The sequence below is a fragment of the Klebsiella sp. PL-2018 genome, from assembly GCF_019048985.1.
Classification (GTDB): Bacteria; Pseudomonadota; Gammaproteobacteria; order Enterobacterales; family Enterobacteriaceae; genus Klebsiella; species Klebsiella michiganensis.
In genome coordinates, this window is sequence record NZ_CP077673.1 from 4,420,196 (window position 1) to 4,444,121 (window position 23,926).

Consider the following 23,926-nt stretch of genomic DNA (forward strand, 5'->3'; position numbering starts at 1 on the left):
ACGTCGTCTGCATGGTACAGAAGACCCTTCAATAAACAGAGAAGAAACGCACTGTGATGTTGTCAAAATTTAAACGCAATAAACATCAACAACACCTTGCCCAACTCCCTAAGCTTTCTCAGTCAGTTGATGATATCGAGTTCTTTTACGCTCCGGCAGATTTTCGGCAAGCGTTACTGGCCAGGATAGCTCAAGCCACCCAGCGTATTTGTATCATTGCGCTTTATCTGGAACAGGATGATGGCGGCAAAGGAATTTTGCAGGCGCTCTATGACGCTAAGCGTCAGCGTCCCGAATTAGATGTTCAGGTGTTGGTCGACTGGCATCGCGCCCAGCGCGGGCGTATTGGCGTCGCGGCGTCAAACACCAATGCCGACTGGTACTGCCGCATGGCGCAGGAAAATCCCGGTGTCGATATCCCGGTTTATGGCGTTCCGGTCAATACCCGGGAAGCGCTCGGCGTCCTCCACTTCAAAGGTTTTATCATTGATGACAGCGTTCTCTACAGCGGCGCCAGTCTGAATGATGTTTACCTGCATCAACACGATAAGTATCGCTACGACCGCTACCAGTGCATTCGCAACGGTAAAATGGCTGATGTGATGTTCGACTGGGTTGAGAATAACCTGGTGCAAGGGCGTGGCGTTAACCGCCTTGACAGGGCCGATCGGCCAAAAAGTCCGGAAATCAAAAATGACATCCGCCAGTATCGCCAGGAGCTCCGCGATAGCAGCTATCATTTTATCGGCAATGCTGACGATGACCAGCTGTCGGTCACTCCGTTAGTGGGCCTCGGGAAGACGAGTCTGCTGAATAAAACCATTTTTCATCTGATGCCCTGCGCTGAGCATAAGCTGACTATCTGCACCCCCTATTTCAACCTGCCCGCTCTGCTGGTACGTAATATCATCCAGCTGCTGCGTAGCGGGAAGAAAGTCGAAATTATCGTTGGTGATAAAACCGCTAATGATTTCTATATTCCGGAAGATCAGCCGTTTAAAATTATCGGAGCGCTGCCCTATCTTTACGAAATCAATCTGCGACGCTTCCTGAGCCGACTGCAGTATTATGTCAATACCGATCAGCTGATTGTCCGTTTATGGAAGGACGACGATAACAGCTACCACCTGAAAGGCATGTGGGTTGATGACGAATGGATGCTGCTGACCGGCAATAACCTGAACCCGCGCGCATGGCGGCTGGATTTGGAAAACGCGATACTTATCCACGATCCAAAACACCAGCTCGGCGCAATGCGTGAAAAAGAGCTCAATCTCATCCGCAAACATACTACGATCGTTCAGCACTATCGCGATCTACAAAGTATTGCCGATTACCCGATAAAGGTACGCAAACTGATCAGGCGTCTGCGACGTATCCGAATCGACCGCCTTATCAGCCGTATTCTCTGAATTCACGCCCCGCCCTGCGGGGCTTTTTCTGGAATTAGTATGCGCGTCATCATGCTTATTGCCCCACTATTATTACTGACTGGCTGCAGCCATATGGCTAATGATTCATGGAGCGGCCAGGATAAAGCCCAACACTTCCTCGCCTCAGCCATGCTTTCCGCCGCAGGCAACGAATATGCCCAGCATCAGGGCTATAGCCGCGACCGGAGTGCCGCTATAGGCTTTATGTTTTCCGTGAGCTTAGGGGCATCGAAGGAGCTATGGGACAGCCGCCCGTCAGGGAGCGGCTGGAGCTGGAAAGATTTTGCCTGGGATGTGGCAGGTGCCACTACCGGCTATGCGGTATGGCAGCTGGCACATCAGTAATGCTACAAACGTAGCCCCTTGCCTTTACGATGCAGCGTCAGGGAGACCAGGAAGGCAATCGCGCCCATGACGGTCACGTACCAGTAAAAGGCGTGCTCAATTCCCGCTGATTTTAGCGACAGCGTGACATACTCTGCCGAGCCGCCAAATAGCACATTGGCCACCGCATAAGAGAGTCCAACCCCCAGGGCACGAACCTGAGCCGGAAACATTTCGGCCTTCAGAATGCCGCTGATTGAGGTATAGAAGCTTACTATCAACAGGGCGCATATCACTAAAGCAAATGCCGCATACGGTGAACTCACGTTCTGTAATGCATTGAGAATCGGGACAGTGAAGACGGTGACGAGTACGCCAAAACAGAGCATTGAGGTCCGGCGGCCAATCTTATCCGAAAGCGCGCCGAAAAGCGGCTGAACAAGCATATAAACAAATAAGGCAGCGGTCATAATCATGCTGGCGGTACCCGCGCTCATGCCTGCGGTGTTGACCAGATATTTCTGCATATAGGTTGTAAAGGTATAAAAGCTTAACGACCCTGCGGCAGTGAATCCGAGCACCATGATAAATGCCTTACGGTTACGCCATAATCCTTTAAACGATCCCGCTTCTTTTAACGCGCGCGTTTCCTGTTTAGACGTTTCGTCCAGCTGTCGTCTCAGCCACAGGGCAACAATAGCCAGGACTGCGCCAAGAGCAAACGGGATACGCCATCCCCAGGCATGAAGCTCTTCATCGCTGAGGATCTGCTGCAAGGCAACCACAACAAGCACGGCCAGAAGTTGCCCACCAATCAGCGTGACGTATTGAAATGAGGCATAGAAACCTTTCTTTCCTTCCACCGCGACTTCGCTCATATAGGTCGCGCTGGTACCGTATTCTCCGCCAACGGACAGGCCCTGGAACAGGCGTGCAAGTAGCAGCAGAGCCGGGGCCCAGGTCCCTATCGTTGCATAACCCGGCAGGCAGGCAATCACCAGTGAACCAAAACACATCATGCATACGGAGATAAGCATAGAGGTTTTACGTCCACGACGATCGGCAATGCGCCCGAATATCCATCCCCCGATCGGACGCATCAGAAAACCCGCCGCAAATACCCCTGCAGTTTGTAACAATTGCGTAGTGGTGTTGCCAGAAGGAAAGAAGATGTGCGCAAAGTAGAGTGAGCAAAATGAATAGACGTAGAAATCAAACCATTCCACCAAATTCCCTGATGACGCCCCCACAATTGCCCATATACGGCGCCGGGTATCACCCTGATCCTGGGATCCGCGTTCGCTAATACTGCTTTCTGTCATTGTAATTCTGCTCCAGCAAAGACTGCAATCTGCCGCGTCGGGTGACCCCGCTCAATCAGACAAATCGATTAGTAAATTAAATGTTATATAATTGTTATTTTTTAGTTTGTGATGCCATTCACATTTTTTTTCGTACTGCAGGTTTTCGCGATTAAAAGGAGATTCATCAGGATTAGCAAAGTGAAATATGGTGAATAGCGGGCCAGAACAGGTTTTTATACAGGCGATATTGCGGCACAAATTTATGTGGGGCGGGAAGATCGATGCTGAAAATTATCCCCAATGAGCCTGATGTTTCTTTTTTCGCTGGAGATAATCTTCATCCTGACGAAGCTTATCCCACCATTGTTTGAAAACTGCCGCAGCTGCCGCCTTAACAGGATCATTACCTCGCGAATTCAGGTGCCCCTCCTTCGCGTATTTTTTACCGCCTTTGTAATTGGCATAACGCCTTGCCCGGGTGTAGCCCATCTGAATAAATTTGCGCGCCATATCCATACCGACAAAATCATTCTGCTGTCGATAGAACTCGAAGAGCTGATAAATTTTCCTCGCAGATTCAATCGCCGATGCTTCATCTTTATAGCGCCAGTAGGGAAGAATTTCGCTTTTATAGGGTTCAACCAACAACACGCCCTGTTCACCTCTTCCTACCTGATAAAACTCCGGATGCTGGCGAAAATCGATGCTGGAAAAGTCTTGCTGGTAATTAAAAGGCTTAATGGCCATTATTTTCTCACGGGCTGGCTGATACACGTTATAAGCCTGGTACATAAGACTGAAGTGTGGCTAGTGGAATCTTCTGTATATTTATACAGAGAGCCCGCATAAAACCGGCAGGTTATTATTATGAAGATGTGGATGAAAGCAGGGAGTAAAAGGCAGAAATGACCGCGGAGTTGGGTTTTATGGGTAAACCGATGTCCGGTCGGTTCAGACGACAAAAACGCAAAGAGCCCATCCGTCAGGATGGGCTCTTCACTTGTTTGATGCCTGGCAGTTCCCTACTCTCACATGGGGAGACCCCACACTACCATCGGCGCTACGGCGTTTCACTTCTGAGTTCGGCATGGGGTCAGGTGGGACCACCGCGCTGTCGCCGCCAGGCAAATTCTGTTGTCAGAAACGAATCTTTTATCTTTCGTTCCCGAAAATCTGTAATCTATGCTGAAAATCTCTCAAATCGCCAAAACATCTTCGGCGTTGTAAGGTTAAGCCTCACGGTTCATTAGTACCGGTTAGCTCAACGCATCGCTGCGCTTACACACCCGGCCTATCAACGTCGTCGTCTTCAACGTTCCTTCAGGACCCTTAAAGGGTCAGGGAGAACTCATCTCGGGGCAAGTTTCGTGCTTAGATGCTTTCAGCACTTATCTCTTCCGCATTTAGCTACCGGGCAATGCCATTGGCATGACAACCCGAACACCAGTGATGCGTCCACTCCGGTCCTCTCGTACTAGGAGCAGCCCCCCTCAATTCTCCAGCGCCCACGGCAGATAGGGACCGAACTGTCTCACGACGTTCTAAACCCAGCTCGCGTACCACTTTAAATGGCGAACAGCCATACCCTTGGGACCTACTTCAGCCCCAGGATGTGATGAGCCGACATCGAGGTGCCAAACACCGCCGTCGATATGAACTCTTGGGCGGTATCAGCCTGTTATCCCCGGAGTACCTTTTATCCGTTGAGCGATGGCCCTTCCATTCAGAACCACCGGATCACTATGACCTGCTTTCGCACCTGCTCGCGCCGTCACGCTCGCAGTCAAGCCAGCTTATGCCATTGCACTAACCTCCTGATGTCCGACCAGGATTAGCTGACCTTCGTGCTCCTCCGTTACTCTTTAGGAGGAGACCGCCCCAGTCAAACTACCCACCAGACACTGTCCGCAACCCCGATCAGGGGCCCACGTTAGAACACCAGCCATTAAAGGGTGGTATTTCAAGGATGGCTCCATGCAGACTGGCGTCCACACTTCAAAGCCTCCCACCTATCCTACACATCAAGGACCAGTGTTCAGTGTCAAGCTATAGTAAAGGTTCACGGGGTCTTTCCGTCTTGCCGCGGGTACACTGCATCTTCACAGCGAGTTCAATTTCACTGAGTCTCGGGTGGAGACAGCCTGGCCATCATTACGCCATTCGTGCAGGTCGGAACTTACCCGACAAGGAATTTCGCTACCTTAGGACCGTTATAGTTACGGCCGCCGTTTACCGGGGCTTCGATCAAGAGCTTCTCCTTACGGATAACCCCATCAATTAACCTTCCGGCACCGGGCAGGCGTCACACCGTATACGTCCACTTTCGTGTTTGCACAGTGCTGTGTTTTTAATAAACAGTTGCAGCCAGCTGGTATCTTCGACTGATTTCAGCTCCACGAGCAAGTCGCTTCACTTACCATCAGCGTGCCTTCTCCCGAAGTTACGGCACCATTTTGCCTAGTTCCTTCACCCGAGTTCTCTCAAGCGCCTTGGTATTCTCTACCTGACCACCTGTGTCGGTTTGGGGTACGATTTGATGTTACCTGATGCTTAGAGGCTTTTCCTGGAAGCAGGGCATTTGTCACTTCAGCACCGTAGTGCCTCGTCATCACACCTCAGCGTTAGTAACGTTCCGGATTTACCTGGAACATCCGCCTACATGCTTAAACCGGGACAACCGTCGCCCGGCCAACATAGCCTTCTCCGTCCCCCCTTCGCAGTAACACCGAGTACAGGAATATTAACCTGTTTCCCATCGACTACGCCTTTCGGCCTCGCCTTAGGGGTCGACTCACCCTGCCCCGATTAACGTTGGACAGGAACCCTTGGTCTTCCGGCGTGCGGGTTTTTCACCCGCATTATCGTTACTTATGTCAGCATTCGCACTTCTGATACCTCCAGCAACCCTCACAGGCCACCTTCAACGGCTTACAGAACGCTCCCCTACCCAACAACACATAGTGTCGCTGCCGCAGCTTCGGTGCATGGTTTAGCCCCGTTACATCTTCCGCGCAGGCCGACTCGACCAGTGAGCTATTACGCTTTCTTTAAATGATGGCTGCTTCTAAGCCAACATCCTGGCTGTCTGGGCCTTCCCACATCGTTTCCCACTTAACCATGACTTTGGGACCTTAGCTGGCGGTCTGGGTTGTTTCCCTCTTCACGACGGACGTTAGCACCCGCCGTGTGTCTCCCGTGATAACATTCTTCGGTATTCGTAGTTTGCATCGGGTTGGTAAGTCGGGATGACCCCCTAGCCGAAACAGTGCTCTACCCCCGAAGATGAGTTCACGAGGCGCTACCTAAATAGCTTTCGGGGAGAACCAGCTATCTCCCGGTTTGATTGGCCTTTCACCCCCAGCCACAAGTCATCCGCTAATTTTTCAACATTAGTCGGTTCGGTCCTCCAGTTAGTGTTACCCAACCTTCAACCTGCCCATGGCTAGATCACCGGGTTTCGGGTCTATACCCTGCAACTTAACGCCCAGTTAAGACTCGGTTTCCCTGCGGCTCCCCTATACGGTTAACCTTGCTACAGAATATAAGTCGCTGACCCATTATACAAAAGGTACGCAGTCACCCAACTAGTGGGCTCCTACTGCTTGTACGTACACGGTTTCAGGTTCTTTTTCACTCCCCTCGCCGGGGTTCTTTTCGCCTTTCCCTCACGGTACTGGTTCACTATCGGTCAGTCAGGAGTATTTAGCCTTGGAGGATGGTCCCCCCATATTCAGACAGGATACCACGTGTCCCGCCCTACTCTTCGAGTTCACAACCTGTGCGTTTTAGTGTACGGGAGTATCACCCTGTACCCTGCGACTTTCCAGACGCTTCCACTAACACACAAGCTGATTCAGACTCCGGGCTGCTCCCCGTTCGCTCGCCGCTACTGGGGGAATCTCGGTTGATTTCTTTTCCTCGGGGTACTTAGATGTTTCAGTTCCCCCGGTTCGCCTCGTTTGACTATGTATTCATCAAACGATAGTGCAACGAATTGCACTGGGTTTCCCCATTCGGACATCGCCGGCTGTAACGGTTCATATCACCTTACCGACGCTTTTCGCAGATTAGCACGTCCTTCATCGCCTCTGACTGCCAGGGCATCCACCGTGTACGCTTAGTCGCTTAACCTCACAACCCGAAGATGTTTCGTAAAACATCGTCGTGTCGCGAAAATTTGAGAGACTCGAACACACATTAACTGTGTGTCGTTTCAATTTTCAGCTTGATCCAGATTTTTAAAGAGCAAATATCTCAAACGTCACCCGAAGATGAGTTTTGAGATATCGGTTGGTTGTGCCTTTCACTCACAGCCAGCAAGTGGCGTCCCCTAGGGGATTCGAACCCCTGTTGCCGCCGTGAAAGGGCGGAGTCCTAACCGCTAGACGAAGGGGACACGAGGTGTCGCGACTTCGCAGCCGTCTTGCTTCTTTACATCTATCAGACAATCTGTGTGGACACTACAAAGGCAGGTTCTTTAAGGTAAGGAGGTGATCCAACCGCAGGTTCCCCTACGGTTACCTTGTTACGACTTCACCCCAGTCATGAATCACAAAGTGGTAAGCGCCCTCCCGAAGGTTAAGCTACCTACTTCTTTTGCAACCCACTCCCATGGTGTGACGGGCGGTGTGTACAAGGCCCGGGAACGTATTCACCGTGGCATTCTGATCCACGATTACTAGCGATTCCGACTTCATGGAGTCGAGTTGCAGACTCCAATCCGGACTACGACATACTTTATGAGGTCCGCTTGCTCTCGCGAGGTCGCTTCTCTTTGTATATGCCATTGTAGCACGTGTGTAGCCCTACTCGTAAGGGCCATGATGACTTGACGTCATCCCCACCTTCCTCCAGTTTATCACTGGCAGTCTCCTTTGAGTTCCCGACCGAATCGCTGGCAACAAAGGATAAGGGTTGCGCTCGTTGCGGGACTTAACCCAACATTTCACAACACGAGCTGACGACAGCCATGCAGCACCTGTCTCAGAGTTCCCGAAGGCACCAAAGCATCTCTGCTAAGTTCTCTGGATGTCAAGAGTAGGTAAGGTTCTTCGCGTTGCATCGAATTAAACCACATGCTCCACCGCTTGTGCGGGCCCCCGTCAATTCATTTGAGTTTTAACCTTGCGGCCGTACTCCCCAGGCGGTCGACTTAACGCGTTAGCTCCGGAAGCCACTCCTCAAGGGAACAACCTCCAAGTCGACATCGTTTACAGCGTGGACTACCAGGGTATCTAATCCTGTTTGCTCCCCACGCTTTCGCACCTGAGCGTCAGTCTTTGTCCAGGGGGCCGCCTTCGCCACCGGTATTCCTCCAGATCTCTACGCATTTCACCGCTACACCTGGAATTCTACCCCCCTCTACAAGACTCCAGCCTGCCAGTTTCGAATGCAGTTCCCAGGTTGAGCCCGGGGATTTCACATCCGACTTGACAGACCGCCTGCGTGCGCTTTACGCCCAGTAATTCCGATTAACGCTTGCACCCTCCGTATTACCGCGGCTGCTGGCACGGAGTTAGCCGGTGCTTCTTCTGCGGGTAACGTCAATCGACAAGGTTATTAACCTTATCGCCTTCCTCCCCGCTGAAAGTACTTTACAACCCGAAGGCCTTCTTCATACACGCGGCATGGCTGCATCAGGCTTGCGCCCATTGTGCAATATTCCCCACTGCTGCCTCCCGTAGGAGTCTGGACCGTGTCTCAGTTCCAGTGTGGCTGGTCATCCTCTCAGACCAGCTAGGGATCGTCGCCTAGGTGAGCCGTTACCCCACCTACTAGCTAATCCCATCTGGGCACATCTGATGGCAAGAGGCCCGAAGGTCCCCCTCTTTGGTCTTGCGACGTTATGCGGTATTAGCTACCGTTTCCAGTAGTTATCCCCCTCCATCAGGCAGTTTCCCAGACATTACTCACCCGTCCGCCACTCGTCACCCGAGAGCAAGCTCTCTGTGCTACCGTTCGACTTGCATGTGTTAGGCCTGCCGCCAGCGTTCAATCTGAGCCATGATCAAACTCTTCAATTTAAGTTCGATGCTCGTGAATTAAACTTCGTAATGAATTACGTATGTTCACTCAGAGAGTTGGTATTCATTTATTGTCCGAAGACATTAAGAATCCATGTCACTTTGAGTGCCCACACAGATTGTCTGATAAATTGTTAAAGAGCAGTGCAACGCGGCTTTCGCTCACCGTTGCGAGGTCCCGTATAATACGTTTTCCTCATTCAGAGTCAAGCGCTTATTTTTGCTTTTCTCTGCCGGCATTCATCGCTGAATCCCGCTGACCCGGCGGGCTGTAAGCCGTTGTTCCGTGTCAGTGGAGGCGCATTATAGGGAGTAATTCTGAAGTGGCAAGAGGAATTTCAAAAAAAAACTCCACCCGCTTATTTTTCAACCAAAGCTGCAGCTGAGAATACATTATCGCCTGGTTTTTAAACAAAAACGAGCCCAGCGGGCCCGTTTTTGCTGTTTTGTGATTTACTGCACTGCCACTATCCGGTCGTTTTTCACAACCAGCTGCACTTCTTTACCCGGTATCAGCTCTCCAGAGAGAATCTGCTGCGCCAGCGGGTTTTCGATCTGCTGCTGGATAGCACGTTTCAGAGGACGTGCGCCATAAACCGGATCGTAACCGTTTTCGCTCAGCAGCTTCAGTGCCTCATCAGAGAGGTGAACTTCATAGCCGCGTTCCTCAAGTCGTTTATACAACCGCTGCAGCTGAATCTGTGCAATAGAAGCAATGTGTTTTTCACCTAACGGGTGGAATACCACCACTTCATCAATACGGTTGATAAACTCCGGCCGGAAGCTTTGGCTAACCACGCCCAGAACCAGCTCTTTCATGTGGCTATAGTCCAGAGCCCCAAAACGTTCCTGAATGAGATCCGAACCGAGGTTAGAGGTCATGATGACGACCGTATTGCGGAAGTCGACCGTTCTCCCCTGCCCGTCAGTCAAACGTCCATCGTCCAGTACCTGCAGCAGAATGTTAAAGACATCCGGATGCGCTTTTTCCACTTCATCCAGCAGGATGACGGAATAAGGACGACGGCGGACCGCTTCAGTGAGATAGCCGCCTTCTTCATAACCGACGTATCCCGGAGGCGCCCCAACCAGACGTGAAACGGAGTGTTTCTCCATAAACTCTGACATGTCGATACGTACCATCGCATCGTCGCTATCAAACATAAAGTTGGCCAGCGCTTTACAGAGTTCTGTTTTACCTACACCGGTAGGGCCCAGGAACAGGAACGAGCCGATTGGACGATTAGGATCGGATAATCCGGCACGGCTACGGCGGATTGCATTCGATACCGCTTCAACCGCTTCATTCTGACCAATGACGCGACTATGCAGCTCCTGCTCCATACGCAGCAGCTTCTCACGCTCGCCTTCCAGCATTCTGGCCACCGGGATACCCGTCCAGCGAGCCAACACTTCCGCGATTTCCGCATCCGTAACTTTATTACGCAACAGACGCATCGTCTTGCCTTCGGATTGCGTTGCCGCCGCCAGCTGTTTTTCCAGCTCCGGGATTTTGCCGTACTGCAGCTCGGACATCCGCGCCAGATCGCCGACGCGACGCGCCTGCTCAATCGCGATTTTCGCCTGTTCCAGCTCAGCCTTAATCGTCTGGGTTCCGGAGAGCGATGCTTTTTCAGCCTTCCACTCTTCTTCTAAGACTGAATATTGACGTTCTTTATCGGCCAGCTCCTCATTCAGCATATCCAGCCGCTTAATGCTGGCTTCATCAGACTCTTTCTTCAGCGCCTGCTGTTCCAGCTTGAGCTGAATGATGCGACGGTCGAGTCTGTCCAGCTCTTCCGGTTTTGAGTCAATCTGCATCCGAATGCTGGATGCGGCTTCATCGATCAGGTCGATAGCTTTATCCGGCAGCTGTCGGTCGGCGATATAGCGATGAGACAGCGTGGCTGCCGCAACGATCGCCGGGTCGGTGATCTGCACGTGGTGGTGCAGTTCATAACGTTCTTTCAGACCACGCAAAATCGCAATGGTATCTTCAACGGTCGGCTCCGCCACGAATACTTTCTGGAAACGACGTTCCAGCGCGGCGTCTTTCTCAATGTACTGGCGATATTCATCCAGCGTCGTAGCGCCCACGCAGTGCAGCTCACCGCGCGCCAGCGCCGGTTTCAGCATGTTACCGGCGTCCATTGCGCCGTCCGCTTTACCCGCACCCACCATGGTGTGCAGCTCATCGATAAACAGGATGACGTTGCCTTCCTGCTTGGCGAGGTCATTCAGAACGCCTTTTAAGCGCTCTTCAAACTCACCGCGGTATTTGGCACCCGCCACCAGCGCGCCCATATCGAGCGCCAGCACCCGGCGCCCCTTCAGCCCTTCCGGCACTTCACCGTTGACGATCCGCTGCGCCAGCCCTTCAACAATGGCCGTTTTACCTACACCGGGTTCACCAATCAGCACCGGGTTGTTTTTGGTACGGCGCTGCAGAACCTGAATCGTACGACGAATTTCTTCATCGCGGCCAATCACCGGGTCAAGCTTGCCCTGCTCGGCACGTTCGGTCAGATCGACGGTAAATTTTTTCAAGGCCTGACGTTGGTCTTCGGCTCCCTGATCGTTCACGCTTTCACCTCCGCGCATTTGTTCGATCGCCTGACTCACGTTGGCGGTTGTGGCCCCGGCGGATTTTAAAAGGTCGGTCAGCGTGCCGCGTGATTCAAGCGCTGCCAGAACGAACAGCTCTGACGAAATAAAGTTGTCCTTTCTCTTTTGCGCCAGCTTGTCGCAAAGGTTCAGGATACGCACTAAATCCTGGGACGGTTGAACATCGCCGCCGGTACCTTCCACCTGCGGCAATCGGCTCAACGCCTGTTCAATATTGGTGCGCAACTCTCCGGCATTGATGCCCGCCGAAGTTAATAAAGGACGTATCGATCCCCCTTCCTGATTCAGCAAGGCGCTCATAAGATGAAGAGGTTCGATGAATTGGTTGTCGTGCCCGAGTGCAAGGGACTGGGCATCGGCAAGAGCAAGCTGGAATTTATTGGTAAGACGATCCAGACGCATAACTCCTCCCATAACAGGTCAAATTTGCTACTGGAGATTAAATGAGGTCATCCCTCAATTATTCAAGGTTAAAGACCTGAACTATGCAAAAATAAGTTTGCCTTCTGGATCGTCTTAGTTCGGGAGGTTATATCAGCCAGATGAAACTTGCCATACGACCCGTCGTCTTGTCGCGACGATAAGAGAAAAAATCATCTTTTTCGCTGAGGGTACAGCGGTCACCGCCAAAAATCTGCTCAACGCCAACGCTCGCCAGCCGCTGACGCGCAAGCTGATAGATATCAGCAAAATACTTTTCACCTGCAGGACGAAATGCGCGCTCCGCCTGAGTATCTTTTGCCATAAAAGCCTCACGCACCTCCGGACCAACCTCAAACGCGTCCGGCCCAATGGCGGGCCCAAGCCAGGCCATGATGTTTTCCGGTTTATCGGCAAAACAGGCCACGGTTTCTTCCAGCACGCCTTCACAAAGGCCCCGCCAGCCGGCATGAGCAGCCGCAACTTCCGTTCCCGCGCGGTTGCAAAAAAGCACCGGCAGGCAATCAGCGGTCATCACCGCGCATACCGTACCCGGCACATTGCAGTATGAAGCATCAGCGCGCTTTGACGGGTACGGCCCGCCATCGAGCTTTAACACTGCCGTACCGTGAACCTGCTCCAGCCACACCGGGTATGACGGAAGACCGCCAGCGGCGAACATGCGCCGACGGTTCTCTTCTACGTGCTGCAGATTGTCTCCGCAATGGGCTCCGAGGTTAAGTGAATCGTATGGCGACAAACTCACCCCACCAGCGCGCGTGGAACTACAGGCTGCCACGCCTTCCGGCATTGGCCATTGCGGTACAATCAGTTTAGTCATAGCCAGTCAATATCGTCTTTATGGGTTTCAAAATCAGCGCGCATGGCATCAATCAAATCAACCATATCCTGTGGAATTGGCGCATGCCATTCCATCTCAATGCCGCTGATCGGATGGTATAAACGCAGCATGGTGGCATGCAGGGCCTGGCGATCGAACTTACGCAGAGCGGTGATGAACTCTTCCGATGCGCCTTTAGGCGGACGCGGGCGCCCGCCATAGACCTGATCGCCCACCAGCGGGTGAGTGATGTGCGCCATGTGTACGCGAATCTGATGCGTACGGCCGGTCTCCAGGCGCAAACGCAGACGAGTATGAATGCGAAAATGCTCCATGATCCGATAGTGCGTCACCGCCGGTTTTCCCATAGGATGTACCGCCATATGCGTACGCTTGGTCGGGTGGCGGCTAATCGGTTCTTCCACCGTTCCGCCAGCGGTCATGTGACCAATCGCCACCGCTTCATACTCGCGGGTGATTTCGCGCAGCTGCAGGGATTCCACCAGGCGGGTTTGCGCCGGAATGGTCTTCGCGACCACCATCAAGCCGGTGGTGTCTTTATCAAGACGGTGCACGATCCCCGCACGCGGCACGTCAGCAATGGCCGGATAGTAGTGCAACAGCGCATTCAGCACAGTACCGTCAGGGTTGCCCGCGCCAGGGTGCACAACTAAATCGCGCGGTTTATTAATTACGAGGATGTCATCATCTTCATAAACGATATTGAGCGGAATATCCTGTGGTTGGAAACGGACTTCTTCTTCGATTTCAACATCGATAGCAATCGTTTCTCCCCCCAGCACTTTCTCTTTCGGCTTGTCGCTGACGCTGCCGTTTACCAGCACTCTCTGGTCAAGGATCCATTCTTTTATGCGCGAACGCGAATAATCCGGGAACAATTCGGCCAAAGCCTGATCTAAGCGTTGTCCGAGTTGATTTTCGGACACCGTTGCGTTGAGTTGTACTCGTTGTGCCATATACAGCTTCTTCGTTTTAACGTTGGGTTTTACGGCTTTGCCGTTTAATATAGTGTGCTATTGTAGCTGGTCTTAATCGGGAGCAGGAACAGAGATTCTCCCGCATAAACATTTTGAGGAAGTCAAAACGTCATGACGCGCATGAAATACCTGGTGGCAGCAGCCACACTGAGCCTGGCTTTGGTGGGTTGCTCTGGCTCAAAGGAGGAGGTGCCCGATAATCCGCCGAATGAGATCTACGCGACCGCTCAGCAAAAGCTGCAGGACGGTAACTGGAAACAGGCAATAACGCAACTGGAAGCGTTGGATAACCGTTATCCCTTTGGTCCTTATTCCCAACAGGTACAGTTGGATCTGATTTATGCGTACTACAAAAACGCCGATCTGCCGTTGGCTCAGGCAGCTATCGATCGCTTTGTGCGCCTGAACCCTACCCATCCTAACATTGATTACGTCATTTATATGCGTGGTCTGACAAATATGGCGTTGGATGACAGTGCGCTGCAGGGCTTCTTCGGTGTCGATCGTTCTGACCGCGATCCACAACGCGCGCGCGATGCCTTTAACGACTTCTCCAAACTGGTTCGTGGCTATCCTAACAGCCAGTACGCTACTGACGCCTACAAGCGTATGGTGTTCCTGAAAGATCGTCTGGCGAAGTACGAGCTGTCGGTCGTGGATTACTATACCGATCGTGGCGCATGGGTTGCGGTCGTTAACCGCGTAGACGGCATGCTGCGTAACTATCCGGATACGCAGGCCACCCGCGACGCGCTTCCGAAAATGGAAAACGCCTACCGTCAGATGCAGATGAACGCGCAGGCGGACAAGGTTGCGAAAATCATCGCGGCTAACAGCAAGAACACCTGATAGCCCTTAGATAAGCAAAACGGCAGCCGAGTGGCTGCCGTTTTTTTATTCGTTAAATCGTTAAGCTGAAGCGGTTTAGCGCCGAGTTAACTCATCAAATATGGCTCTCTTTCTTCCATTCCACAAGTAAAATCTCACCTGTTCCTGTCCTGTCTCACAAAACAGATTTGTTGACAAAAAGTGACAATAAAATGTGATTTAAATCACGCATTTTGACATTGGGCGAGGTATGCTGAGTTTACCAAGACGGGAAAGACAAGAGGTAAAATTTATGACAATGAACATTACCAGTAAACAAATGGAAATTACTCCGGCAATCCGCCAGCACGTCGCAGACCGTCTCGCCAAACTGGATAAATGGCAAACCCACTTAATTAACCCGCACATCATCCTCTCTAAGGAGCCGCAGGGTTTTGTCGCTGACGCAACCATCAATACGCCAAACGGGCACCTGGTCGCCAGCGCACGGCACGAAGACATGTATGCCGCAATTAACGAATTGATCAACAAGCTGGAACGGCAGCTCAATAAAGTGCAACACAAAGGGGAAGCCCGCCGCGCCGCAACGTCGGTGAAAGAGGCAGGCTTTGTGGAAGAAGAAGAGTAATCCTTAACTTAAGCTTGTGTCATGCCACGCGCCTTCGGGCGCGTTTTTTATTGACAGAGTGAAAACAGTACAGGTACTGTAATCCCCACTAACTCAAGGAATTCATCGTGAAACTGATCCCGTTTTTCTTCGCATTCTTTTTTACCTTCCCCTGAATGGGAGGCAATTCGTCGTGTGATAAAGAATGCGAAGACGAACAACAAGGCCTCCCAAACGGGAGGCCTTTTTTATTGATAATCAATAACAAGAAAGGCAACACATATGACCGAGGAAAACCCATTACTGGCCCTACGCGATAAGATCAGCGCTCTGGATGAGAAACTGCTTGCGCTGCTGGCTGAGCGCCGCGGCCTGGCCGTCGAGGTCGGCAAAGCCAAGCTGGCATCGCACCGGCCGGTGCGGGATATCGACCGCGAGCGGGACCTGCTGGAACGCCTGATGACGCTGGGGAAAAAACACCATCTTGATGCCCATTACATCACGCGCCTGTTCCAGCTGATCATTGAAGACTCGGTCCTTACCCAACAAACGCTGCTGCAACAGCACCTGAATAAAATTAATCCGCACTCCGCGCGGGTGGCATTCCTCGGACCTAAAGGTTCATATTCGCACCTTGCGGCTCGTCAGTATGCCGCCCGCCACTTTGAACAGTTTATCGAAAGCGGCTGCGCGAAGTTCGCCGATATCTTTGAGCAAGTGGAGACCGGCCAGGCTGACTATGCCGTCGTTCCTATTGAAAATACCAGTTCCGGCGGCATCAATGATGTTTACGATCTTCTGCAGCACACCAGCTTATCCATCGTGGGCGAGCTGACGCTGCCTATCGATCACTGCGTGCTGGTCTCAACGTCCACCGATGCGCAACAGATTACGACGGTCTACAGCCATCCGCAGCCGTTTCAGCAGTGCAGCCAGTATCTGAGCCGCTATCCGCACTGGAACATTGAATATACCGACAGCACCTCCTCAGCGATGGAAAAAGTCGCTCAGGCTAAATCGCCGACCGTTGCAGCCCTGGGCAGCGAAGCAGGCGGAGCGCTGCACGGTTTGCAGGTCCTGGAACATTGTCAGGCGAACCAGACGCAAAACATCACCCGCTTCCTGGTTCTGGCGCGTAAAGCGGTGGAAGTCTCCGATCAGGTCCCCGCGAAAACCACGCTGTTGATGGCCACCGGCCAGCAAGCCGGGGCCCTGGTTGAAGCGCTGCTGGTGCTGCGAAACCATAATCTGATCATGACCAAGCTGGAATCACGCCCCATTCACGGTAATCCGTGGGAAGAGATGTTTTATCTGGATATCCAGGCCAACCTGGAATCACTGCCAATGCGCAAGGCATTAAAAGAGCTGGCCGAGATAACGCGTTCAATGAAAGTGCTGGGCTGCTATGCCAGCGAAAACGTGGTACCGGTCGACCCGGTTTAACGTTCGATAAACGGCAATTTCTTCATCCCTGCCACGGCAACTGGCAGGGTGAAGATCGCGCCGGAAAGCGGATATTTCGCCACTTCGTCGGCATCCATATTCTCCCGCGTGGTGGTAATGTAGAGCGTCTTCATATCCGCTCCGCCAAAACAGACCATCGTCGGGCAACGCACCGGTAGACGATGCTCCTCCAGCTGCTCGCCCGTCGGCGAGAAGCGCGCAATACGCCAGCCGTCAAACATCGCGCTCCAGTAGCAACCTTCAGCATCGATGGCCGCGCCGTCTGGAATCCCCTCTCCCGGCTGAAAGCGCAGGAAGACCTCACGTTTACCCGCCTCGCCCCGCTCATCGAGAGGTGTTCGATAGATAACGGCATTTGGCGTATCCGAGGTATACATCCAACGTTTGTCTTCGCTAAACGCCAGACCGTTAGCGCCGTGAATATCGCACTGGATAACCTGCGGGGAGAGATCGTTATCGATGCGCACTAAGAGCGCGCCATTAAAATCTCCCGGCCCCCAGAAAGTCCCGGCATAAAAGCGGCCGTCACGATCGGTTCCACCATCATTAAAGCGCGCTAATTGCGGGTTACTGGGGTTATCGCAGACTTTGCGCTGTAGAAGACCATGCGCATCAGTGAGCCAGATACCGCTGCGTAAAGCGACGATAAAACCGCCCTTCTCGCGCAGGGCAAAACAGCCGGGCTCCTCGGGAAATTGCAGAACCTGATGTTCACCCGTCTGCACGTCGTAGCGATGAATCTCGCATTCCATAATATCGGCCCAGTACAATGCCTGTTCGGCTTCGCTCCAGGTCGGACATTCCGGTAAATGCCCGGTGTAATCAAACAGCGGTTGTGGTTCAGCCATCGTTTTCATCCCTATAAAAAAAGCCAGCGGGTCACCCCTCTGGCTTTATTGTATACGTGTTTGACGACTTACTGCCGATTATCATTTGCCTGGCGCAGCAACGTCCGGCTTTCGCTCTGGAAGCGCTGGGCATAGTCACCGAACCAGTGCTCAACCTTACGGAAGCTATCGATGAACGCCTGTTTATCCCCCTGCTCCAGCAGGCCGATAGCTTCACCGAAGCGCTGGTAGTATCGCTTAATCAGCGCCAGATTATTTTCCGAGGACATAATAATGTCAGCATAGAGCTGCGGATCCTGGGCAAACAGCCGGCCAACCATCGCCAGTTCCAGACGATAAATAGGCGACGACAGCGCCAGAAGTTGCTCAAGACGCACATTCTCTTCGGCGAGGTGCAGGCCGTAAGCGAAGGTCGCAAAGTGGCGCAACGCCTGAATAAAGGCCATATTCTGATCGTGTTCGACGGCGCTGATACGATGGAGCCGCGCGCCCCAGACCTGAATTTGCTCCAGGAACCACTGATACGCTTCGGGCTGGCGGCCATCGCAGTACACCACCACCTGCTTCGCCAGGCTGCCGCTATCCGGCCCAAACATGGGGTGTAACCCCAATACCGGACCTTTGTGCGCGGCCAGCATCGCCTGCAGCGGTTCCGCTTTTACCGAGGCCAAATCGACCAGGATGCAGTCCGCCGGCAGCGGTGGTAGCTGAGCAATCGTTGCCGCCGTGATATGAATCGGCACGCTGACGATAACCATACCGGCATCGGCGACAATCTCTTCCGCCCGCGACCAGTCGTCTTTTTCAAGGATACGAACCTGATATCCGGAAAGCGTCAGCATTTTCTCAAATAGACGCCCCATTTGCCCGCCGCCGCCAACAATCACGACCGGACGCAGGCTCGGATAAAGCGTTTTAAAACCTTTATCGTTTTCGCTGGAATAAGACTCCCGCATGACGCGACGCAAAACATCTTCAATAAGATCCGGCGGGACCCCAAGCGCAGCAGCCTCCTCGCGCCGGGACGCCAGCATCGCCGATTCACGTTCAGGAACGTAAATGGGCAGGCCATATTGGCTTTTAACCTCTCCGACTTCCGCTACCAGCTCCAGGCGCTTAGCCAGCAGTTCCAGCAGCGCCTTATCGACTTCATCAATTTGATCGCGCAATGCGGTCAGTTCAGCAACCATATCATCCTCTTACGCCAGACGAGCCGCCAGATGGCCTCGCAGATCCTTATCAAGTTCGCGGAGCAGTGCATCGGTGGTTTCCCAACTAATGCAGGCATCGGTCACTGAGACGCCGTATTTCATATCGCAACGCGGCTGCTCAGAGGACTGGTTACCTTCGTGGATATTGCTCTCAATCATCAGACCAATAATGGAACGGTTACCATCTTTAATCTGCGCGACCACGGATTCCGCAACCGCAGGCTGACGGCGGTAGTCTTTATTAGAATTCCCATGGCTGCAATCTACCATCAGCGATGGCTTCAGTCCCGCCTGAGTCATCTCTTTTTCACACTTCGCAACATCTTCCGGGCCGTAGTTTGGCGCTTTCCCGCCGCGCAGAATGACGTGACCGTTCGGGTTGCCCTGCGTTTGCAGCAGGCACACCTGTCCGGCCTGGTTGATGCCGACGAAACGGTGCGGCATCGCGGCAGCGCGCATTGCGTTAATTGCCGTGGCAAGGCTGCCATCGGTGCCGTTTTTAAACCCTACCGGCATCGACAGGCCAGAAGCCATCTCACGGTGAGTCTGGGATTCGGTCGTACGCGCGCCGATAGCAGACCAGCTAAACAGATCGCCGAGATACTGAGGACTGTTTGGATCCAACGCTTCCGTCGCCAACGGTAGCCCCATATTGACCAGTTCAACCAGCAGACGGCGCGCAATCTTCAGGCCGCCTTCCACATCAAACGAACCATCCATATGCGGATCGTTAATCAGCCCTTTCCAGCCAACGGTGGTGCGGGGTTTTTCAAAATAGACGCGCATGACCAGATAGAGGCTATCGCTGACCTCTTCGGCAAGGGCTTTAAAACGACGAGCGTACTCAATGGCGGTTTCAGGATCGTGGATCGAACAAGGGCCACATACCACCAGCAGACGCGGATCGCGGCCGGCGATGATGTTGGAGATGGTCTGGCGAGACTGCGCGATCTGCGCCTCCTGCTCAACGCTAAGAGGGAATTCAGCCTTCAACTGATCCGGAGTGATCAAAACCTGTTCGTCGGTAATGTGTACGTTGTTCAGCGCGTCTTTTTGCATGATTGCGATCCTGTATAGCTCGTTTGCGATAGTTATTGCCTCAGCGAGGATGACGTAACGATACCACACAGAGTAAAGATTTCAATCCATATTCCGTAAATTTTAATTTACACATAGGAATTAAATCGCGCTGTATTTCACTCAATGCGTATAAAATTATTTACAGTGAGTCATTAAACGCCAGTTTTTCCCTGCTTCCACGAATTTCTTTTACGAAAAATCCTGGTAAGAATTATCTCAAAGCGGCGAGGCTGGCTAATGACGATTTTCCTCAACAATGCTATTCTTCGCCCGGGTTTCAGCAATCTGCATCCCCCACGCTATGACAATCTGACGGAACCGTAATGACTGTTCTTCACCGTCTCTTTTTGACTTTAGTACTATCACTCGTGGGTATCTCTGCTGTTGCCTCCGGACCGTCTGAAAATGTTCGGACAATCGTTTCGGGGATCGTGACTTATACTCGCTGGCCGCAATTATCCGGTCCTCCAAGGCTCTGTATTTTTTCAACATCACGATATATCCATAGCCTGGCCGAAGACGCTCCGGAAATATTGCCTTATAAACCCGTGATTGTTCGTAATACACAAGAAGCCTTACAGACGACCTGCGATGGTTTTTATTTTGGCAGTGAATCGCCGACCCAACAGTCTGAATTTACGGCCAAATATGGAAACCGGCCCCTATTACTTATTGCGGAACAAAACACCGATTGCTCTATTGGCAGCGCTTTTTGCCTGCTCATCAACAATGAGAGAGTCAGATTTTCCGTAAATCTGGATGTACTGACGCACAGCGGCGTTCGGGTTAATCCCGAGGTGCTGATGCTTGCCCGGAAAACATCACATGAATAAGGATTTTTCTCAGGCCCCGCGCCCCACATTTAAAAGAGCGCTGCGCCGTATCAGCATGATAAGCGTGGTGATCTCTATGACACTGGTCTGGCTGTTACTCTGCACCGCTTCCATATTTACACTCAAGCAATACGCCCAAAAAAACCTGGAACTTACCGCTGCCACCATGGGCCGTAGCCTGGAAGCAGCGCTCGTTTTTGGCGATAGCGCAGCGGCTGAAGACACGCTGGCCACTCTGGGCAGACAGGGGCAATTTTCTCAAGCAATTCTGGTCGATGGCCGGCAAAGACCCTTCGCCTCATGGCATAACGATGGTCTGGTCAGTCAGGATAAAATCAGCGACGTCATCAGCAAATGGCTCTTCCCGAAACCCACGGTGCAAACTATCCTGCACCAGGGAAAAATTATCGGTGAACTCCGTCTGACCGCGCTGGACAGATTGATAAGCTATTTTCTTGGTATCTCTATTATTGTGCTCACCAGCAGCATTTTTCTGGCTTCCTGCATCGCCTTGCTCCTTACCCACTCGCTGCATCGCGGCATTGTGGCTGCGTTACAGAGCATTACCGAGGTGGTACATGACATCCGCGAAAATCGCCATTTCTCCCGCCGGGTGCCCGAAGAGCGCATTGAAGAATTCCACCTGTTCGCCCAGGACTTCAATAGCCTGCTGGGTGAAATGGAGGACTGGCAGCGGCAGCTTCAGGCTAAAAACGCCCAGCTCCTGCGCAGTTCATTACACGACCCGCTAACCGGGCTGGCTAACAGAGCGGCTTTCCGGAATGTGATTAATGATCTGATGAAGGATGAAACCGCCCAAAGTCATTCTGCGCTGTTATTTCTTGATGGCGATAACTTCAAGCTTATTAACGACAACTGGGGCCACGCAGCCGGCGATAAAGTGTTAATTGAGGTCGCGAGCCGCCTGATGGCCTTTGTCGGTAAACAGCATCAGGCATGGCGTCTCGGCGGCGATGAATTTGCCATTCTGCTACGGGATGTTCATTCAGAAACCGAAGTTCGGGCACTGTGCAGCGCGTTGTCCGAACAGTTTATCCCACCGTTTAATCTACACAATGGCCACACCGCCAGCCTGTCACTGAGCATTGGTTACGCTTTAACCTGGGAACATACCTCAGCGGAAAATCTGCAAGAGCTTGCCGATCAAAATATGTATCGGATGAAACACCAGCGCTTACAGCAAACGCAAAAATAAAAGGAATCACCATGATCGGAAAATATTTTGCTCCTGCTTTACTGGCCGCACTTTTTCTTAGCGGCTGCCAGGCTCCGCAAGGAAAATTCTCGGCAGAACAAATTGCAGCAATGAAGTCATATGGCTTTACTGAAACCAACGGCGACTGGTTATTAGGAATATCTGATACCATCCTGTTTGATAAAAACGACTATCATCTGCGTGCCGAAAGCAAACAGCAAATTCGCACAATGGCTTCACGTCTGGCGAGTACCGGTATTACCCATAGTCGCCTTGAAGGTCATACTGATAATTACGGCGAAGACAGCTACAACGAAATGCTATCGCTTAAGCGGGCTAACAGCGTGGCGGATGCCTGGGCCGAAGGGGCGAATATTCCGCGCGCAAACTTGACCACTCGCGGACTCGGGAAAAAGTATCCTATAGCCAGCAACGATACCGCGAAAGGGCGCGCTGAAAACCGCCGCGTCACGGTGGTTATCAGCACGCCTTAAACACCTATTCGACTGGTTTAGCCGCTATCACCGCCGTTGCTGAGCGCCAGCGCAGATAATCAACGGCGAGACATAGCGCGAGGCTGCTTCCTATGAGCGGCAGCGCCAGGCCCAACAACACCGCAATAACAGCAGTCAGCAGACGAGCGGGCCACGCTAAGCCAAACCACGCCTGTATCAACGTATTGGCCGGGTTAAACGCCGCGCGCGCCGGGCGACGGATCCACCACAGCCGGTACCCCACCGCTATCATCACGCAGAGTGCGGTTCCGAACGCGATAAGCAGTAGCTGGTTAGCAAGACCGAACAAAATTCCCATATGGAAATCAACGCCCCAGCGGGTCAGCTTAGCCATGAGCGGAAAGTCGGAAAAATGAGTGCGGTCCACGATTTGCATCGTTGCACCATCGATCGCGACAGCATCAACCCGGGTTGGCCAGCTTCTGTCGATTTCATTTACCGTCCACGCGCGCCCGGCACCCGACGGCGGTCGAATCTCCAGCTTGCCGGCATCCAGCCCCGCCGCGCGGGCAGCCAGCAGAACCGGGTCAAAATCCTCTACGCGCAACTGCGCCGTCATCTCCCCCATTGCTCCATGTCCCACATGATGTTCGGCATGCGGATCATGAGCGGCCGGAGCGGCACTTTCCAGCTGGGTATTCACCTGCGGCGTCAGCCAGCCAAAGGCGGCACGCATCCTATCGACGTGACTACCGGCCCATTGCGACCAGGTTAAACCGGTCGCAGAGAATAACAACATACCGACCAGCAGCACCCAGCCGAGAGAAACGTGCAGGCGGCGGTTATTCTGCACGCTGTTATTTATGCGACGACGCGGCCGGGTCATCGACCACAGCGCGATCCCGCCCAGAGCGGCAACCCACATCCAGGAGGCTGCCAGCTCGCTGTACAGTCGGCCGAAGTTACCCAGCAGCAAAGAGCGATGGGCATAATCAATCCACTGACGCAGGGGCAAAATACCGCTGGTGCCGTAAACCGGCATATCGCCTGTCACCCGTAGCGTCACCGGATCGACAAAAATTGCCCGCGTTTCCGACTCGCCAAGGGTCGGGTCAATAAACATCACTCGGGTCGTATCGCCAGCCATTATCCCCGGCCGAACCGCATGCAGGCGGAGGTTTCCCTGAATGGCCTCCGTCGCTACGGTAATTTGCGCGCTTAGCGGCTGTTTTTCCCCAGTCAACGTACCGTACAGAGCATCACGATAGAGCCAGTTTTCCAGCTGAGGGGTGGCGACATATAGCGTACCGGTCAGGGCCGCCACAAAAATAAACGGCCCGATAAACAATCCGATATAGAAATGAAGACGACGCAGCAGGTTCAGCCATGCCGCGCGCGAGGTACAGGTAGTCATAC

At 52.7% G+C, this 23,926-nt stretch carries 18 protein-coding genes, 1 tRNA gene, 3 rRNA genes and 1 other annotated feature; of the genes, 9 read left to right on the forward strand and 13 right to left on the reverse strand.

All coding sequences use genetic code 11. The annotated features are described in order from the left end of the window. Positions 1-56 precede the first annotated feature (56 nt). A complete protein-coding gene (gene pssA / locus MKleb_RS20645) occupies positions 57-1,412 on the forward strand; it encodes a CDP-diacylglycerol--serine O-phosphatidyltransferase (RefSeq protein WP_014230410.1) in 1,356 nt (451 codons plus the stop codon). A gap of 39 nt (positions 1,413-1,451) precedes the next feature. Then, on the forward strand, positions 1,452-1,778 hold the full coding sequence (locus MKleb_RS20650; RefSeq protein ID WP_014839230.1) for a YfiM family lipoprotein: 327 nt from the start codon (positions 1,452-1,454) through the stop codon (positions 1,776-1,778). 2 nt (positions 1,779-1,780) lie between these two features. Here MKleb_RS20650 and MKleb_RS20655 read toward each other — a convergent pair whose 3' ends face one another. From MKleb_RS20655 to rluD, 9 genes are all read right to left on the reverse strand, one after another. Beyond that, positions 1,781-3,079 carry an MFS transporter gene (locus MKleb_RS20655; protein WP_217076167.1) on the reverse strand — a complete coding sequence of 433 codons (1,299 nt, stop codon included), beginning with the start codon at positions 3,077-3,079 and terminating at the stop codon, positions 1,781-1,783. Positions 3,080-3,352: 273 nt separating this feature from the next. Further along, complete coding sequence (locus MKleb_RS20660; protein ID WP_014230413.1) at positions 3,353-3,808, reverse strand: DUF4385 domain-containing protein; 456 nt, start codon at positions 3,806-3,808, stop codon at positions 3,353-3,355. A 262-nt stretch (positions 3,809-4,070) separates the two neighbouring features. Beyond that, a 5S ribosomal RNA gene (rrf, locus tag MKleb_RS20665) occupies positions 4,071-4,186 on the reverse strand. Positions 4,187-4,286: 100 nt separating this feature from the next. Continuing rightward, positions 4,287-7,192 (reverse strand): 23S ribosomal RNA (locus tag MKleb_RS20670). A gap of 190 nt (positions 7,193-7,382) precedes the next feature. Further along, positions 7,383-7,457, reverse strand: a tRNA-Glu gene (locus MKleb_RS20675). An 87-nt stretch (positions 7,458-7,544) separates the two neighbouring features. Next, a 16S ribosomal RNA gene (locus MKleb_RS20680) occupies positions 7,545-9,084 on the reverse strand. The 16S, 23S and 5S rRNA genes sit together here with 1 tRNA gene alongside, the layout of an rRNA operon. Before the next feature lie 453 nt (positions 9,085-9,537). Beyond that, complete coding sequence (gene clpB, locus MKleb_RS20685; RefSeq protein WP_014226431.1) at positions 9,538-12,111, reverse strand: ATP-dependent chaperone ClpB; 2,574 nt, start codon at positions 12,109-12,111, stop codon at positions 9,538-9,540. Positions 12,112-12,238: 127 nt separating this feature from the next. Next, entirely contained in the window at positions 12,239-12,970 is a 732-nt protein-coding gene (gene yfiH / locus MKleb_RS20690) for a purine nucleoside phosphorylase YfiH (RefSeq protein ID WP_025107359.1), read from the reverse strand. Next, positions 12,967-13,947: a 23S rRNA pseudouridine(1911/1915/1917) synthase RluD gene (gene rluD, locus MKleb_RS20695; protein ID WP_004853302.1), complete on the reverse strand. Its 981-nt coding sequence runs from the start codon at positions 13,945-13,947 to the stop codon at positions 12,967-12,969. The genes yfiH and rluD overlap by 4 nt, the downstream gene beginning before the upstream one ends. 132 nt (positions 13,948-14,079) lie before the next feature. On the opposite strand from rluD, the gene bamD reads away from it, so the two are divergent. From bamD to pheA, 4 genes are all read left to right on the forward strand, one after another. Beyond that, positions 14,080-14,817 carry an outer membrane protein assembly factor BamD gene (bamD, locus tag MKleb_RS20700; protein ID WP_217076168.1) on the forward strand — a complete coding sequence of 246 codons (738 nt, stop codon included), beginning with the start codon at positions 14,080-14,082 and terminating at the stop codon, positions 14,815-14,817. 271 nt (positions 14,818-15,088) lie between these two features. Then, entirely contained in the window at positions 15,089-15,424 is a 336-nt protein-coding gene (gene raiA, locus MKleb_RS20705; protein ID WP_004104616.1) for a ribosome-associated translation inhibitor RaiA, read from the forward strand. Positions 15,425-15,530: 106 nt separating this feature from the next. Further along, positions 15,531-15,655 (forward strand) — a sequence feature (Phe leader region). Then, on the forward strand, positions 15,532-15,579 hold the full coding sequence (gene pheL, locus MKleb_RS20710) for a pheA operon leader peptide PheL (RefSeq protein WP_101706155.1): 48 nt from the start codon (positions 15,532-15,534) through the stop codon (positions 15,577-15,579). It overlaps the preceding feature by 48 nt. Positions 15,656-15,685: 30 nt before the next feature. Further along, entirely contained in the window at positions 15,686-16,846 is a 1,161-nt protein-coding gene (gene pheA / locus MKleb_RS20715) for a bifunctional chorismate mutase/prephenate dehydratase (RefSeq protein WP_004853306.1), read from the forward strand. Here the strand turns inward: pheA and MKleb_RS20720 are convergent. From MKleb_RS20720 to aroF, 3 genes are all read right to left on the reverse strand, one after another. Then, positions 16,843-17,715 carry an SMP-30/gluconolactonase/LRE family protein gene (locus MKleb_RS20720; RefSeq protein WP_025107358.1) on the reverse strand — a complete coding sequence of 291 codons (873 nt, stop codon included), beginning with the start codon at positions 17,713-17,715 and terminating at the stop codon, positions 16,843-16,845. The two genes, pheA and MKleb_RS20720, sit on opposite strands and share 4 nt — an antisense overlap. A gap of 68 nt (positions 17,716-17,783) precedes the next feature. Beyond that, entirely contained in the window at positions 17,784-18,905 is a 1,122-nt protein-coding gene (gene tyrA, locus MKleb_RS20725; RefSeq protein ID WP_025107357.1) for a bifunctional chorismate mutase/prephenate dehydrogenase, read from the reverse strand. Positions 18,906-18,914: 9 nt separating this feature from the next. Further along, positions 18,915-19,985: a 3-deoxy-7-phosphoheptulonate synthase AroF gene (aroF, locus tag MKleb_RS20730; RefSeq protein WP_014226435.1), complete on the reverse strand. Its 1,071-nt coding sequence runs from the start codon at positions 19,983-19,985 to the stop codon at positions 18,915-18,917. A 344-nt stretch (positions 19,986-20,329) separates the two neighbouring features. On the opposite strand from aroF, the gene MKleb_RS20735 reads away from it, so the two are divergent. From MKleb_RS20735 to MKleb_RS20745, 3 genes are read left to right on the forward strand one after another with little or no spacing between them, the layout of a single operon-like run. Further along, positions 20,330-20,839, forward strand: a complete 510-nt coding sequence (locus MKleb_RS20735) for a regulatory sequestration protein YfiR (RefSeq protein WP_004853313.1) — start codon at positions 20,330-20,332, stop codon at positions 20,837-20,839. Then, positions 20,832-22,055 carry a diguanylate cyclase DgcN/YfiN gene (gene dgcN, locus MKleb_RS20740; RefSeq protein WP_025107355.1) on the forward strand — a complete coding sequence of 408 codons (1,224 nt, stop codon included), beginning with the start codon at positions 20,832-20,834 and terminating at the stop codon, positions 22,053-22,055. Before MKleb_RS20735 ends, dgcN begins: the two co-directional genes overlap by 8 nt. An 11-nt stretch (positions 22,056-22,066) precedes the next feature. Then, positions 22,067-22,549 carry an OmpA family protein gene (locus tag MKleb_RS20745; protein ID WP_014226437.1) on the forward strand — a complete coding sequence of 161 codons (483 nt, stop codon included), beginning with the start codon at positions 22,067-22,069 and terminating at the stop codon, positions 22,547-22,549. Between the two features lie 4 nt (positions 22,550-22,553). On the opposite strand, the gene MKleb_RS20750 is transcribed toward MKleb_RS20745, so the two are convergent. Then, on the reverse strand, positions 22,554-23,924 hold the full coding sequence (locus MKleb_RS20750) for a PepSY-associated TM helix domain-containing protein (protein WP_025107354.1): 1,371 nt from the start codon (positions 23,922-23,924) through the stop codon (positions 22,554-22,556). Between the last annotated feature and the right edge of the window lie 2 nt (positions 23,925-23,926).